This window comes from Geobacter sp. AOG1 (genome assembly GCF_019972315.1).
GTDB lineage: Bacteria > Desulfobacterota > Desulfuromonadia > Geobacterales > Geobacteraceae > Geomobilimonas.
On the sequence record NZ_BLIZ01000001.1, the window covers coordinates 709,054 to 722,537 of the forward strand.

General features: G+C 51.8%; 17 protein-coding genes, 1 tRNA gene and 1 pseudogene. 12 read left to right on the plus strand and 7 right to left on the minus strand.

Annotated features, from left to right (window positions below; genetic code table 11):
• The first annotated feature begins 49 nt into the window (after positions 1 to 49).
• Positions 50 to 1,657 carry a recombinase family protein gene (locus tag LDN04_RS03125; RefSeq protein ID WP_223906236.1) on the plus strand — a complete coding sequence of 536 codons (1,608 nt, stop codon included), beginning with the start codon at positions 50 to 52 and terminating at the stop codon, positions 1,655 to 1,657.
• A 66-nt stretch (positions 1,658 to 1,723) separates the two neighbouring features.
• Here the strand turns inward: LDN04_RS03125 and LDN04_RS03130 are convergent, their stop codons facing one another.
• The 5 genes from LDN04_RS03130 to LDN04_RS03150 all read right to left on the minus strand — a co-directional run bounded on the left by LDN04_RS03130 (position 1,724) and on the right by LDN04_RS03150 (position 4,012).
• Positions 1,724 to 2,107: a hypothetical protein gene (locus tag LDN04_RS03130; protein WP_223906238.1), complete on the minus strand. Its 384-nt coding sequence runs from the start codon at positions 2,105 to 2,107 to the stop codon at positions 1,724 to 1,726.
• 181 nt (positions 2,108 to 2,288) lie between these two features.
• Positions 2,289 to 2,576 (minus strand): hypothetical protein, encoded by a 288-nt coding sequence (locus LDN04_RS03135; RefSeq protein WP_223906240.1) that lies wholly within the window; start codon positions 2,574 to 2,576, stop codon positions 2,289 to 2,291.
• Entirely contained in the window at positions 2,576 to 2,743 is a 168-nt protein-coding gene (locus LDN04_RS03140) for a hypothetical protein (RefSeq protein ID WP_223906245.1), read from the minus strand. Before LDN04_RS03140 ends, LDN04_RS03135 begins: the two co-directional genes overlap by 1 nt.
• A gap of 385 nt (positions 2,744 to 3,128) precedes the next feature.
• Positions 3,129 to 3,527 (minus strand): hypothetical protein, encoded by a 399-nt coding sequence (locus LDN04_RS03145; protein ID WP_223906247.1) that lies wholly within the window; start codon positions 3,525 to 3,527, stop codon positions 3,129 to 3,131.
• A 131-nt stretch (positions 3,528 to 3,658) separates the two neighbouring features.
• Entirely contained in the window at positions 3,659 to 4,012 is a 354-nt protein-coding gene (locus LDN04_RS03150; RefSeq protein WP_223906249.1) for a hypothetical protein, read from the minus strand.
• 270 nt (positions 4,013 to 4,282) lie between these two features.
• Between LDN04_RS03150 and LDN04_RS03155 the strand changes: the two genes are divergently transcribed.
• From LDN04_RS03155 to LDN04_RS16940, 4 genes and pseudogenes are all read left to right on the plus strand, one after another.
• Positions 4,283 to 4,783 carry a hypothetical protein gene (locus tag LDN04_RS03155; RefSeq protein ID WP_223906251.1) on the plus strand — a complete coding sequence of 167 codons (501 nt, stop codon included), beginning with the start codon at positions 4,283 to 4,285 and terminating at the stop codon, positions 4,781 to 4,783.
• On the plus strand, positions 4,780 to 5,847 hold the full coding sequence (locus LDN04_RS03160) for a hypothetical protein (protein ID WP_223906253.1): 1,068 nt from the start codon (positions 4,780 to 4,782) through the stop codon (positions 5,845 to 5,847). Before LDN04_RS03155 ends, LDN04_RS03160 begins: the two co-directional genes overlap by 4 nt.
• Positions 5,848 to 5,882: 35 nt before the next feature.
• On the plus strand, positions 5,883 to 6,023 hold the full coding sequence (locus tag LDN04_RS03165; protein ID WP_223906254.1) for a hypothetical protein: 141 nt from the start codon (positions 5,883 to 5,885) through the stop codon (positions 6,021 to 6,023).
• A 182-nt stretch (positions 6,024 to 6,205) separates the two neighbouring features.
• Positions 6,206 to 6,595, plus strand: a pseudogene (locus LDN04_RS16940) (recombinase family protein); the annotation flags it as partial.
• A gap of 27 nt (positions 6,596 to 6,622) precedes the next feature.
• Here the strand turns inward: LDN04_RS16940 and LDN04_RS03175 are convergent.
• Positions 6,623 to 6,802, minus strand: coding sequence for a hypothetical protein (locus tag LDN04_RS03175; RefSeq protein WP_223906256.1), 180 nt, complete (start codon positions 6,800 to 6,802; stop codon positions 6,623 to 6,625).
• Positions 6,803 to 6,808: 6 nt separating this feature from the next.
• Here LDN04_RS03175 and LDN04_RS16945 point away from each other — a divergent pair, with 6 nt between their 5' ends.
• Complete coding sequence (locus LDN04_RS16945) at positions 6,809 to 7,834, plus strand: recombinase family protein (protein ID WP_374045161.1); 1,026 nt, start codon at positions 6,809 to 6,811, stop codon at positions 7,832 to 7,834.
• Here the strand turns inward: LDN04_RS16945 and LDN04_RS03185 are convergent.
• Positions 7,793 to 7,868: transfer RNA gene (locus LDN04_RS03185), tRNA-Asn, on the minus strand. The two genes, LDN04_RS16945 and LDN04_RS03185, sit on opposite strands and share 42 nt — an antisense overlap.
• Before the next feature lie 184 nt (positions 7,869 to 8,052).
• On the opposite strand from LDN04_RS03185, the gene LDN04_RS03190 reads away from it, so the two are divergent.
• From LDN04_RS03190 to LDN04_RS03215, 6 genes are all read left to right on the plus strand, one after another.
• Entirely contained in the window at positions 8,053 to 8,514 is a 462-nt protein-coding gene (locus tag LDN04_RS03190) for an Rrf2 family transcriptional regulator (protein WP_223906258.1), read from the plus strand.
• Positions 8,515 to 8,583: 69 nt separating this feature from the next.
• Positions 8,584 to 9,537 (plus strand): cysteine synthase A, encoded by a 954-nt coding sequence (gene cysK, locus LDN04_RS03195; protein ID WP_223906259.1) that lies wholly within the window; start codon positions 8,584 to 8,586, stop codon positions 9,535 to 9,537.
• Between the two features lies 1 nt (position 9,538).
• Positions 9,539 to 9,721, plus strand: coding sequence for a YezD family protein (locus LDN04_RS03200; protein WP_223906261.1), 183 nt, complete (start codon positions 9,539 to 9,541; stop codon positions 9,719 to 9,721).
• 167 nt (positions 9,722 to 9,888) lie between these two features.
• The gene (locus tag LDN04_RS03205; protein WP_223906263.1) at positions 9,889 to 11,205 is read left to right on the plus strand and encodes an OprO/OprP family phosphate-selective porin; all 1,317 of its coding nucleotides are present in this window, start codon (positions 9,889 to 9,891) and stop codon (positions 11,203 to 11,205) included.
• Positions 11,206 to 11,269: 64 nt separating this feature from the next.
• On the plus strand, positions 11,270 to 12,145 hold the full coding sequence (locus LDN04_RS03210) for a nitrogenase iron protein (RefSeq protein WP_223906265.1): 876 nt from the start codon (positions 11,270 to 11,272) through the stop codon (positions 12,143 to 12,145).
• 281 nt (positions 12,146 to 12,426) lie between these two features.
• Complete coding sequence (locus tag LDN04_RS03215) at positions 12,427 to 13,431, plus strand: sulfate ABC transporter substrate-binding protein (RefSeq protein WP_374045130.1); 1,005 nt, start codon at positions 12,427 to 12,429, stop codon at positions 13,429 to 13,431.
• The last annotated feature ends 53 nt before the right edge of the window (positions 13,432 to 13,484 follow it).

The following is a 13,484-nucleotide window of genomic DNA, read 5'->3' on the forward strand; positions in this document are numbered from 1 at the left end:
CCTCCCCCCGAGTGAGATATAATTGTGATCCCACATAAGGAGGGCGCACATGAAAAAGACGGCAGAACTGGCGCAAATCAGTAGTAGTGGCAGAAAAGCGGTCATCTACACCCGTGTTTCATCCAAGGAGCAGGAGAAAGAGGGTTACTCGATACCTGCACAGCAGAAGCTCATTCGGGAGTATGCCGCCCAGAATGGTCTCTCGATCGTCCGGGAATACGTTGATGTCGAGACGGCCAAGCGGACGGGCCGGCCCGGTTTCGCTGAAATGGTTTCGCATTTCAAGATGGACAGCCAGAAAGCGTCATCGGCTGGGGAGTGCAGGGTCCTGCTCGTTGAAAAAACGGACCGCCTATACCGTAACCTCAAGGACTGGGTCGTTATCGACGACCTCGACATCGAGATCCACCTGGTAAAGGAAGGCGTCATTCTTTCCTCCGACTCCCGTTCGTCAGAAAAATTCATGCACGGGATCAAGGTCCTCATGGCAAAGAACTACATAGACAACCTGTCGGAGGAAACCTCAAAAGGAATGCTGGAAAAGGCGCAGCAAGGCATCTGGCCGTCGTTTGCGCCGTTCGGCTACCTCAACATCTCCACGCCCACCGGCCGGAGGATTATCGTCCCCCATCCCAACCACGGGCCGCTGGTAAGGCTGATTTTCGAGTGGTACGCAACCGGCGACTACTCGATCCAGGACATTAACGAAAAGCTGAATCGCCAGCATGACGTAGCCCTTGACGGCAAGAAGCTGTCAAGAAGCACGATTCACAAGCTGCTGTCCAATCCAATCTACTACGGAGAGTTCGTATGGGACGGCGTGCTGTACCCTGGAACCCACGAACCTATTGTCGACAGAGACCTGTTCGACGAGGTGCAGGAAGTACTTGTCGATAACGGGCAGAACCGAAAAACCCAGCAGAAGCAGCATTTCCTCTTCCAGGGACTCGTCACGTGCGGTCACTGCGGATGCGCCATGGTTGCCGAGATTAAGAAGGGAAAGTACATCTACTACCACTGCACCCAGAATAAGGGAATGTGCCGGAAAACCTATGTGCGCGAGGAAGAGCTCGAACGACAGTTCCAAGCGTCACTGCGGGCAATCCAACTGGACCATGACTCGCGGGAGTGCCTACTAACGGCGCTCAAGGAGAGTCATGAGGACAAGATGCGCTACCACAACCAGATACTCGCCTCACTGCAGGACGAAATCAAGCGATTACAGCACCGGCTCGATGCGATGTATATCGACCATCTCGACGGCAAGGTTGACCCGGTTTTTTACGAGAAAAAGAAGCGGGAATGGCGGCGTGAACAGGACGCGTTGCAGCGAAAAATGGCACGACACCATACCGCAGACACCTGTTATCTCGACGAAGGGGTTCGCTTACTAGAACTCACTCAATATGCTGTAATCACTTACGAAAAACAAAACATGACCGAAAAGCGTTCGATACTGAAAATCGTGCACTCGAACTCGTTTTGGAAGGACGGCGCTCTGTCGACAGAATACCAAAAACCCTTTGATTTACTGGCAGTTACCAACCATACCTACCAACAAAAAAAGGCCACTTTTCAGACGAAAAGTGACCTTTGTACGATTTGGCTCCCCCTGGCGGACGAATGTGGGCACTGGAAAGAAGATGTTTCTCTATAACGGGGCCGGCCTTGACCCGTCCGCCCGGCTTTTTCGGGCGGTCGGTGTCCAACTGCATGGTTGGCATCACCATTTCTGGTCACTCTTCATCTCGTTCGATGGCTGAGCTGGTGGCACGCTCTCCATGTAAATCGACAGGATCAGGAGGTAGCACAGAATCAGTGCTAGTACCGTTTCGTAGTACTTTGACACCATGTGCAGCCACCGCCACACCCCCAAACTTATTGGGACTGAAAGGTATGCTATCGATCTTTTTACAGTTCCAGTCACTTTCTCGAATCGATCATAACTCCTGTAAATGAGTAAGATAATTGGCAGTCCGAGTGCTAAAGATGTCACCAATGCCTTAGTTGAGCCAACAGCACCAATCTCATTTGAAGATTTCAGTAGGACGAATAAGAGAACGAGGATCAGAGCGATTTTCAGCTTTTTTATGTCTTCTCGTTTCATTCTGAATCTTTCTTTGCCAACATCTAAAGCCTGACCAGCGGAGCGAAGCGGAGACTGGTCCTGGCGAGAGTTATACATTCTTCTCCGTTGGAGGAGGCGTGATGCAAATTCAGTGTTCAGTATGCAACCAAGTAATCGGAAATGATGATTTTGTCAGAGTTGGAAATCAGTTTACACACACTCAATGTGGTTTGTCAGTGGTTCCAAAGCCGATTGAGCAAACACTAGCACCTTCTACAGCAAACTTCACATATTGTACTGGAATGAACAATTTCATAGGGCTTCTAATTTTATCGCCTGTAGTTTCAGGCGCGACGATGACCACAAAGAACGCCCCGACCTGCTCAAATGACTCCCCATATATGTGTTTGCCAGATCGTTCGTCTTTGACGTAGGGGTCGATATATGGAGACAGGAACTCGTAACTTTCTTTGGTCAGTACAACAGCTACAGACTTTTTGTTTTTCATCAGTTGTCCTTTGGGGGTACCTTATTACGTGCGCCAAACAATAAACCAACAGCAACAAACACAATTATGCCAAGCCCTGTGACTCCACCAGGACCAAACTTTGCAAAAAATAGCCAAAAGAGGAACGCGGCGAATGGAAGTAATAAGATGCCTAAAAGTTCTTTCATAGATCCTCCAAGTATAGAAAGGAAAAAATCATGGCTTTTGTAAAATCAGTCTTTATCAGTCGCTTCTTTGAACGCCTCAGTATATTCAGGCTCAGACTTCGCCTTGTTTATCTCTTTTTGTAGAGTCGCTACCTCCGCTATCAGAGCCGCATTCTCCGCTTTAAGGTGCGCGTTCTCCGTCTCCAATTCCATAATACGGTCAAGATGCCGCTGTACATCCGACGCCGTGAACATCTTCGTAGATGGTTTCTCTCCGCACATAGATGGGTCCTTTCGGTTCGATTATTATTTTCTGGTGTATAACGGGCCAGCGCTTGACCTGCCGGGTGGTTTTATCGCCCGGTCATGGTCTGAGCGCCTGGTTGGCTGTTGTAACTACCTTTTGTCATGGACGAAGCATTTCCCCTCGCTCCCAAAATCCATACAGCTTGTCCCACCACTTCAATGATTCCGTTCCGAGATAACATCTGAGCTGCTCGGGGTTGGTTTTTTCATGTAGGTTCGTATTCTGCAGATCTTCAAGAAGGCCTACCGTAGCAGCTTCTCTGACATATCCATCGCCTTCGGTATGCCATCGTTCGACAATCTCAAATATTTGAGGGAACGCTTCAGTTTCTCCGGCTTGTAGCATCGAAATGAGGTGTCTCGCCAAATCAGATAGAGCTAAGTAAATTGGAAGACCGTCCTTCTCGTCCTTCCATTCATCAACAAAAGCATCCCACTCTGCTCGAAAGGACGGGCAGACTTCAAGTATGGGGTTCATCATTTCGTCTTTATTGATCATGTTCTTTTCTCAGCCAACTCGTTATTAGTAGGTTTCCCTATATGAGCCATATATTACTTATATGAGGAAGTTATGCCCAATATAGGTAAGTTGCGATGTTCCTTATACCAGGAACATTCTATATTTCTACTTCATTCCCTCACAACCCTCTCCATCAACTCCTTGTCCCCCCGTATCAATCCCCACCGCACACGCCAGAGCTTCTGCACTGGGTCCCACTTCGCACCAACATCTTTCAGTCGATCTCGCAGTGCTTTCATTGAAAATGGGACCTGTACCAGGACCGAGTCTGTCTCCCTGATCCGCGGCACTCCTTTCCCTGGTTTCTCGTCTACGATAATCTCAGCAGTCTTGATTCGCACGTCCCTGATAGCATCGTACCGATAGCGAACACACAGAAGGGTGTCTCCGAACCTCTCGAACAGCCGCAGCGTTCCATTTTCACCGGGCTTCAGGTGCTTGTGCACCTTCATGTGCTTTAGCATTCGTAGCCTCCGGAAATAGAATTGATAGGGGTCAGCAACATTTTCAGCTCGTCGCAACAGTTATTCATTCACTTATAATCGTCCCCACATGAACTTGTGAACCCTTTAAGGCCCCGCTTCGGTAACACGGGGCCTTCAAAATACATCCCTTTCATATCACACCATTAGTTCCAGTTAAAGTTAATTTGACCGCACGTCCAATGGAAATTTACTATTGACATTATACAATGGTATATTATATACAGAAGTATAACGCTTGAAAGGGACACCATGATACCATCCATTGATGAAAAGCAGATTGCAATAAAACTCAACGAGTCTTTAATTGGCTCTCTTGATGTGTTGGCAAAAAATGGAGGCATGAACAGAAATCATCTCATGCTTAGCTTCGTCAATATTTGGCTAAGCGTACTCGAAGCATCAAAAATGCCCGGTCTTTTCTATATTGCAAACCTTCTTAGAGTCCGTGAAAACCAGATGCAGTTTACTCCGGCATATGAACATGAATTCACCGAATCACGTATTCCAGAGAAACCATTACCCATAAAATTCAATGAGGCGGACATTTTCAACATTAACCGGTTTGCGAACTTTAACCATATATCACGGCATTTGTTATTGAAAACCATGGTTATTGTCGGCATTGAAGAGTTTGGAAACTTAACCGACTACAGGTCTTATCAATTTGGGGCAATTGAAAAAGAATTACATAATTTGTTCAGCAACATAATGAGAAAAGGATTTAAAGCATACATGGCATATATCAAATGAAAATGCTTCTTCACGGCATAGACACCTTACAGTGTGCGTATTTCCTCCATGCCCCAGATCGGCAAGGGATTGACTTCGGCCAACTGGCTGAACTGAAAGAATCAATCCGACAATCCAAGAGCAAAAACCCCGTGCCTATCACCCTGGGCAGTTCTGACTTCCTGCTTCATCCTTACGGCTCCGCTTCCGGCTATCCCCTCATTATCAGCAACGAAGATTTCAAGATCGAACTGGGCGAATTCAACAAGCCCAATTTCTTCGTTACGTTCCGTAGTCAAGCACTTTGGCGTGAGTCCGCTTTCCTCCTTCATGCAAAATTCCTGAAATGGGCTGTTTCTGTCGGCTTCCATCCCTATAAGGATGAGAGCCTGTCCCGCGTCGATTTCAGCTTCGACTATGACTTGCCAGCCATAGACTTCGATGAAGACAGCTTTGTCAGCCGTTCCAGCAAAGACAGCCAGTATCGGGAAGACGGTAAGGTGCAGACCTTCAGCTTCGGCAAGGGGGATGTTGTCCTGCGCGTGTATGACAAGGTGGCGGAGATCAGACAGCAAAGTGACAAGGTATGGTTTTACCTTCTGTGGGAACAGGATGAAAACGTCTGGCGCATTGAATGGCAAATCAGGAAACCGGTGTTGAAGCGCTTTGGCATCATCACCTTTGATGATCTGAAAAGCCAGCAGGGCGACCTGTTACACTACCTTGCCGCAGAGCACGACACCCTGAGACAGCCAAACGACGACAGCAATGCTTCCCGTTGGCCGCTGCATCCTCTCTGGCAAGACCTGCAAAGCCAGATTGAAAACCTGAATCACCTTGGAATAGATCGCGTCTACGGCCAGAATGCCGTTCTCGAAGAGCGAATGATGCGTATGGCTATTGCTATGTTTGGCTATCTCAAGCGCGTTGCCGCTGTCCATTGCGTGCAAACCGGCAAGGGATTGATTTCTCCTGATGAGGCATTGTCTATTATTGGTAGGCGTACGAGCAAGATTTATGAACCGTTAGCTTGGCAGATGGACGTTGACAAACGGATAAAGGAAATTCAGTTAGGCGAATGGTAACTCAAGAGCAAATAGAGTGTCTGGTTAATGCTCGAATGAAGAAGATTCTTCATTTTGCAGAGTTGGCATTGCCTGAAGAGAAATACCAGACCTTCAGGAAATTGACGTTGGACGAGTTCGGAAAGAGCGGGTTCGGGAAGGAACTGGAAAGGGTTTTTCGTAGCCAGGAAAGGTAAGGCACGGGCAGGAATATATTGGGCAAAAGAAAGGGTGCATCATGAGTGAATGATGCCATACAGATAAGGTTCAAATCCGATATACGGGAGAAGTCTGTTTCGTCTGAAGAGATCAGGCTTGTTCAGGCTCACCTAGGTGATTTGCTGATAACGGTATTGATGCAGACTGAGGGGGAATAAACATGATAGTGGCTCTCTATGCGCGGGTATCTACGACGAAGCAGGCGGAAAAAGACCTTTCAATCCCTGACCAGCTCCGGCAGATGCACGAATGGTGCAAGGCCAAAAAGTACAGCGTGGCCGTTGAATATATCGAGCCGGGCGCATCCGCCACCGATGACCGGCGGCCGGTCTTTCAACAGATGATCGCTGAGGCCTGCGTTACTCCTCCCCCCTTCGATGCCATCATCATTCACAGCCTGTCCCGCTTCTTTCGGGATGCCTTCCAGTTTTCATTCTACGAACGGCAACTGAAAAAAGCAGGGGTGCAGGTTATCTCCATCACCCAACAGACTAGCGACGATTCTGCCGGCGAAATGGCCCGCAGCATCTTCAGCCTGTTTGATGAATACCAGAGCAAGGAAAACTCGAAACATACTCTACGGGCCATGAAGGAGAACGCCCGACAAGGGTTCTTTAATGGTTCGATCCCTCCCTATGGTTTCCGCAAGGTGGATGTGGAAATTCAGGGGAACAAGGGGAAGAAAAAGCGCCTTGAAATCGACCCGGCAGAGGCGGCAATCGTGAACCGGATTTATCAACTCTACCTCACGGGCCATAAAGGGATGGCTTTAGGCGTCAAGGGGATCGCTGCCCACCTCAACGATCACGGCTTTACCATGAGGGGCAACCGCTGGCGAAAAACCCTTATCCATGAAATGCTGGCGAATCGCCTCTACCTCGGCGAATACACCTTCAACAAGCTCGAAGCAAAAACTCGGCGGCTTAAACCGGAATCGGAATGGATCACCTTTCAAATCGAACCGGTTGTCACTCCCGACACTTTCAACCAGGTTCAACAAAGACTCTCCGACCGCTCACCGGACAAAGTGCCGCCCCGGATCACCACCTCCCCCACCCTCCTAACCGGTTTCATCAAGTGCGGTTCCTGCGGGGCAAACATGACCATAGCCACCGGCAAGGGCGGCCGCTATCGCTATTACAAATGCTCAAGCAGAATCAACGACCTTGCCACCGGGAGCAACTGCCAGAGCAACAATATTCCCATGGATAAGCTTGATGGTCTAATTCTCGATGCTATCGCTAACCGGGTCTTTACCCCTGAGCGGGTGGAGATCATGATGAAGGAGTTACAGAACAACCTGAAAAACTCCCGTACTGATCACGACGAACAGTTAAGAAAACTGACGAAAGAACTGGATGCAATCAAGCGACAAACTGAGCGACTTTATGAGGCGGTGGAAAAGGGACTGCTGCCGCTGGATGGCACCCTTCAGGAAAGAGTCCATAAGCATCAGGCCCGACGGCAGGAAGTTTTGACGGAAATGGCAGGGCTGAGACGACAAAAGGAACTTCCTCTTGCACAACTTGGCAGGAAGCATGTTAATGCCTTCTGCTCTGCGCTCAAGGATAAATTGCGGGATAAGGGTTCCAACTTCGGGAAAGAATATCTGAAACTGCTGGTTGATGAGATCAGAGTTGACAAAAAAGAAGTGCGCCTGACGGGGAGCTATTGCTCCTTGGCAGGCGCACTTCGTATGTCAACAAAATCGGGGCAACTTCTAGGAGTGCCCAGTTTTGTCCCTGTATGGCTCCCCAGCGCGGACTCGAACCACGGACAAGGTGGTTAACAGCCACCTGCTCTACCGACTGAGCTACTGGGGAATAAAAGAGAAATCTGTTTAACATGCATCGGAATTTATGTCAAGACGAAAAATACTCAAGCGGGCCAATCATGGTACATAACCGGCAACTGCTTACGTCCTGACAACCGAGATACTCCAAAAAAATAATTGAAGAAACCGCTTGACTTCTCCCAACAAATTGTTTATCTATAGCTTTAATAGATATGATATCCAAGAAAACAAAATACGCCTTTCTGGCGCTCATCAATCTGGCCAGCCAGCCGAACGGCCAGCCAATATTGATTGCCGATCTCGCTCAGGATGAGAATATTCCGAAGAAGTTCCTGGAATTCATCCTGCTCTCCCTACGCAAGGGGGGGATACTCCAGAGCAGGATCGGAAAGGGGGGTGGATACTACCTAGCCCTGCCGCCGAACAAGATATCCATCGGTGCCGTTATCCGTATTCTCGAAGGCGACTTGGCCCCGGTCCCCTGTCTGAGCAAGACGAACTATGCCCGTTGCGAGGAATGCCGGGACGAGGCTACCTGCGGCATCAGGCTGGTGATGGCAGATGTGAACAAAACCCTCTCTTCTGTCCTCGACAGCCTGACCTTGGCGGACATGATCGAACGGAGCAAGAACGAGATCAGCAAGCGGAAAAACGTGATGGACTTCAGTATCTGATTTTTTTTGCTATAATAAACTAGTATGTCTATAGATTTTAACACAGCAGCCAACGAGAGGAGATCATCAATGAGCAAGATCTATGCAGACAACTCCCAATCCATCGGCAATACCCCCCTGGTGAAACTCAACAGCATCGGCGACGGCACCAAGGCAACCATCCTGGCGAAGATCGAGGCGCGAAACCCGGCCTATTCGGTCAAGTGCCGCATCGGCGCCAACATGATCTGGGACGCCGAGAAACGGGGTGTACTGAAGCCTGGCGTGGAGATCATCGAACCGACCAGCGGCAACACCGGAATAGCCCTGGCCTACGTGGCAGCGGCCCGCGGCTACAAGCTGACCCTGACCATGCCGGAGACCATGAGCATCGAACGCAGGCGGGTACTGGCGGCACTGGGAGCCAACCTGATTCTGACTCCCGGCGCCGAGGGGATGAAGGGAGCCATCAACCGGGCCGAGGAGATCGCCGCCTCCGATCCGCAGAAGTACTTCATTCCCCAGCAATTCAAGAACCCGGCCAACCCCGAGATCCACGAAAAGACCACCGGACCCGAGATCTGGAACGATACGGACGGCGCCATCGACGTCCTGGTATCCGGGGTGGGTACCGGCGGCACCATCACCGGTATCAGCCGCTACATCAAGAAGACCAAGGGGAAACAGATTCTTTCCGTTGCCGTTGAACCGAAGGAAAGCCCCGTCATCAGCCAGAAGCTGGCCGGGCAGGAACTGAAGCCCGGCCCCCACAAGATCCAGGGGATCGGCGCCGGCTTCATTCCCGACACCCTCGACCTCTCCGTCGTTGACCGGGTAGAACAGGTCTCCGGTGACGAGGCGATCGAATTCGCCAAGCGCTTGGCAAAAGAAGAAGGGCTCCTGGTGGGCATTTCCTGCGGTGCAGCAGCAGCAGCAGCCGTCAGGCTTGCCAAACTAGACGAGTTTGCCGGCAAGACCATCGTGGTCATCCTGCCGGATGGCGCCGAACGCTATCTCTCCACCGCACTGTTCGAGGGAATCTAGGATGGCTTCCCCGACCCAGTACCAATGGAACCGCGAGCTGGAGCGACTGGTGCGCGAAACGCTGGCATCGATCCGCTTCGGCACCGTCACCTTGGTGGTCCAGGACGGTCGGGTGATCCAGGTGGACAAGAGCGAGAAGATACGCCTCAATAAGGCGCTGCACATCGATGGGAGTGGTATTTAGCCATCCCGCAGCAACATTTAATACTAATCCGAGCTGACCGGAAAAACCGGAGGCCGGGGAACATGTCCATGGTGACATACCCCGGCCTTTTTTTGTCCGAAGCGGGGCCTGCCAGCCCCCCGTTCACTTGGTCATAACGGCTGGCCATACCAAACAAGGAGGATGAGATGAAAAAATTTGTGGTACTCGCAGCGTTGTTCAGTGGGGTTTTGTCAAGCCAGGGTGCGTTGGCCAAGACCCTCGAGGATGTCCTGAAGGAAAAGGGGGTAATTACGGAGGAAGACTACAAAGAAGTGAACAAGATCAAACCGGTCGATTACCGATTAGGAGAGGGGTTCACCTTCACCTCCGCCGACGGTAAATTCAGAACTTCACTGGGGAGCAGCCTGCAACTGCGCTACACCCTGCTGGATCTGGACGACGGTAACAACACCGCCAGCAAGCAGGCACAGGATGAGAGCAAATTCGAACTGCGGCGGATCAAGCTCTATCTTAACGGTTATGCCTATTCGAAGGACCTGACCTACAAACTGCAACTCAATCTGGCCAATATCAACGGTGGAGCTACGAAGAACGGCGGGCTTCTGGAGGAAACATGGCTCAACTACCGACTGCTCGATGAACTCCAGTTCCGCTTCGGCCAGGACAAGGTCCAGTTCGGCAGACAGTTTATCACGTCATCCACAGCCCAGCAGTTTGTGGACCAATCGGTCGTGACGAATGCCTTCGCTCCGGGATACGACACCGGCCTGCAGCTCCACGGCAAGATCGCGGGAGGGTTCCTCACCTATAACACCGCGGTGTTCGGTGGAGCAGGACAGAATACCTTCCGTGCCACCAGCGACAATGCCTTCAACGCCCGGCTTGCGTTCAACCCCCTCGGCGAGGTGAAGTACACCGAATCCGATGTGGAGCAGAGTGAAAAGCCGCTCCTTTCAGCCGGTGCCAGTTTCTACCGCAATACCCTCAACGGCCCGGAACAGAACACCTCTACCGCCACCCCCAACCAGCTTGGTTTTAACGCCAGCAAGAAGGGGTGGTATGCGATTGGCAACCCTCTTTTTGCAACCACTCGGCAAATCAGTACCTCTGAATCAGTCGATTACAACACGGCCGGTTTCGACGGGGTGTTCAAGTGGCAGGGACTTTCCGTGCAGGGTGAGTATTTCATCGGTCAGGCCGATGGCAAAACGAGCAAGAACGCCCTCCGTGCCCAGGGTTTCTATGCCCAGGCGGGTTACTTCGTAATTCCGAAAAAACTGGAGTTGGCCGCCCGCTATGCCTACCTTGATCCGAACCGTGATATCGCAAACGACCTCCAGGCAGAAGCGACCGGCGGCGTCTCCTGGTACCTCAGCGGCAACAACCTGAAACTCCAGGCCGATTACACCAACGTCCACAAACAGAAGGCGATTTCCTACAACAGCGGCCCGAACGCAACCGACGACCGGCAGGTCCGCTTCCAAGCCCAGCTTCTGTTCTGAGGCTTGGCGCGAAAACCTCCGGTGCGTAAGCGTCCCGGCGCTACGGCTTGAGAGGAGGCAAAGCATGACAGATCATATCGTACTGTACGGAAAAGGGGGGGTCGGCAAATCCACGCTGATCTCCAACATCTGCGCCGCCCTGGCAGAGGCAGGCTTCGGCATCATGCAGGTCGGATGCGATCCCCGGGCCGACTCCTGCAACACACTCAGCGACGGTCGTCCCATCCCGACGGTATTCGACCGGTTGCGAAAACAGCAGGACATCTCCACGGAAACGGTTGTCCACCGGGGATTCAAGGGGGTCAGCTGCATGGAACTGGGGGATCCTTCCGGGGTCGGTCTCTGTGCATCGGAAGAGATCGCCCGGGCATTCCGGGTGATAGAAAGTGCCGGCATTTTCGAGGCGATATCTCCCGACTTCGTGTTCTATGACATCTCCGGCGAAAGTTCATGCGCCGGCTTCCATACCGCAATCCGCCTGCTCGACGTCAGGCGGGTATTCGTGGTGACCTCGGCCGATTTCATGTCGCTACGCGCCGCCAACGGGATATTTAGCCTGCTGACGGGCAGTGTCGGAATCCCGGCACTGCCCGTCGGTGGACTTATTCCCAACGGGATAGGGAGTTCCTTCGAGGAGTCATTTATCCAGGACTTCGCCCACCACACCGGCACCCACACGTTGACACACATACCGTGCTCGCTCATGGTCAGACAGTGCGAACTGTACGGCAAGACCGTCATCGAAGCGGCGCCTCTTTCCAACCAGTCCTATTTCTATCGGAGGCTGGCAAACCAGATCGTGGATGAATCCCGGACGTCAACGGTCAATGGACAACCCCACCCTCTTACCCCTGACCAGCTTGGCACATGGGCAAGAGGGTGGGGAGACCAACTCCATGCCTTGGAACACGGCTTGGTGACCGATGGTGCCGCAATCTGAACTATATTTGTATATAAAATCTATAGATATTTAAAAATATTTCTTGACAAGGCTTATAGGCTTACGGTATGGTCGAAACATACTTGGCTAGGGTAAAACCCAATGGCCACATCGGCCGGGGTCGACCCGGACGATACAGATGAAGGAGGCCGATTCCCGGGCTCTTTCGGGTAATACGAAGACCACGTCCTGTTTCGACGAGAACCATCGAAGAATGAAAACAGGGCATATTTTTTAATCGCAATATCTACTAAAACTATAGATTCAAAGGAGACCTCATTATGCCAATCAGAAAAATCATCACCTTTCTCGCCGCACTTTCTCTTGCCGTCACAACGGCGCTCCCCGCATTCGCCGCCGGCGACGTCACCCTGCTGAACGTCTCCTACGACCCGACCCGCGAACTGTACCAGGACGTCAACACGGCCTTCGCCCAGCATTGGCAGAAAAAGACAGGGCAGAAAGTAACCGTCAAACAGTCCCACGGCGGTTCCGGCAAGCAGGCCCGTGCCGTCATCGACGGCCTGGACGCCGACGTGGTCACCCTGGCCCTGGCCTACGACATTGACGCCATCGCCGACAAGGGGCTGATCAAACCGGGGTGGCAGAAGGAGCTCCCCCACAACAGCTCTCCCTACACCTCCACCATCGTCTTCCTGGTCCGCAAAGGGAACCCCAAAAAGATCAAGAACTGGGACGACCTGGTGAAACCGGGCGTCTCGGTCATTACCCCCAATCCCAAGACCTCCGGCGGAGCCCGTTGGAATTACCTGGCCGCCTGGGCATTTGCCAAACATCAACCTGGGGGAAACGACACCAAAGCCAGGGAGTTTGTGCAAAGACTGTATAAAAACGTGCCAGTGCTCGATTCCGGGGCTCGGGGTTCCACCAATACCTTCGTGCAACGGGGGCTGGGGGATGTATTACTGGCCTGGGAAAACGAGGCGTTCCTGGCCATCAACGAACTGGGTCCGGATAAGTTCGAAATCGTGACCCCTTCCGAAAGCATCCTGGCCGAGCCGCCGATTACGATAGTGGACAAGGTAGTGGACAAGAAGGGAACCCGCAAAGTAGCCGAAGAATACCTGAAATTCCTTTACAGCGACGAGGGGCAGAAAATTGCCGCCAAGCACTACTACCGCCCCACCAGCAAAAAGGTTGCAACCAAACTGGCCAAGGTTAAACTCTACACCATCGACCAGGTCTTTGGCGGCTGGCGGTCGGCCCAGAAGACCCACTTTGCCGATGGAGGGGTATTCGACCAGATCACCGGAGCCACAAAATAGGTATGACCATGTGGGGGCGGCCCCCTGTGGCCGCCCTGTTTCCCCCAAAACGA

Coding starts and splice junctions, on each gene's coding strand:
- LDN04_RS03140 (WP_223906245.1), bottom strand. CDS start 2,743: ATGAAAGAACTTTTAGGCATCTTATTACTTCCATTCGCCGCGTTCCTC.
- LDN04_RS03165 (WP_223906254.1), top strand. CDS start 5,883: ATGAAGAAGATTCTTCATTTTGCAGAGTTGGCATTGCCTGAAGAGAAA.
- LDN04_RS03205 (WP_223906263.1), top strand. CDS start 9,889: ATGAAAAAATTTGTGGTACTCGCAGCGTTGTTCAGTGGGGTTTTGTCA.
- LDN04_RS03145 (WP_223906247.1), bottom strand. CDS start 3,527: ATGATCAATAAAGACGAAATGATGAACCCCATACTTGAAGTCTGCCCG.
- LDN04_RS16945 (WP_374045161.1), top strand. CDS start 6,809: ATGGCTTTAGGCGTCAAGGGGATCGCTGCCCACCTCAACGATCACGGC.
- LDN04_RS03130 (WP_223906238.1), bottom strand. CDS start 2,107: ATGAAACGAGAAGACATAAAAAAGCTGAAAATCGCTCTGATCCTCGTT.
- LDN04_RS03135 (WP_223906240.1), bottom strand. CDS start 2,576: ATGAAAAACAAAAAGTCTGTAGCTGTTGTACTGACCAAAGAAAGTTAC.
- LDN04_RS03200 (WP_223906261.1), top strand. CDS start 9,539: ATGGCTTCCCCGACCCAGTACCAATGGAACCGCGAGCTGGAGCGACTG.
- LDN04_RS03160 (WP_223906253.1), top strand. CDS start 4,780: ATGAAAATGCTTCTTCACGGCATAGACACCTTACAGTGTGCGTATTTC.
- LDN04_RS03150 (WP_223906249.1), bottom strand. CDS start 4,012: ATGCTAAAGCACATGAAGGTGCACAAGCACCTGAAGCCCGGTGAAAAT.
- LDN04_RS03125 (WP_223906236.1), top strand. CDS start 50: ATGAAAAAGACGGCAGAACTGGCGCAAATCAGTAGTAGTGGCAGAAAA.
- LDN04_RS03175 (WP_223906256.1), bottom strand. CDS start 6,802: ATGGCCCGTGAGGTAGAGTTGATAAATCCGGTTCACGATTGCCGCCTC.
- LDN04_RS03210 (WP_223906265.1), top strand. CDS start 11,270: ATGACAGATCATATCGTACTGTACGGAAAAGGGGGGGTCGGCAAATCC.
- LDN04_RS03190 (WP_223906258.1), top strand. CDS start 8,053: ATGATATCCAAGAAAACAAAATACGCCTTTCTGGCGCTCATCAATCTG.
- LDN04_RS03215 (WP_374045130.1), top strand. CDS start 12,427: ATGCCAATCAGAAAAATCATCACCTTTCTCGCCGCACTTTCTCTTGCC.
- LDN04_RS03155 (WP_223906251.1), top strand. CDS start 4,283: ATGATACCATCCATTGATGAAAAGCAGATTGCAATAAAACTCAACGAG.
- cysK (WP_223906259.1), top strand. CDS start 8,584: ATGAGCAAGATCTATGCAGACAACTCCCAATCCATCGGCAATACCCCC.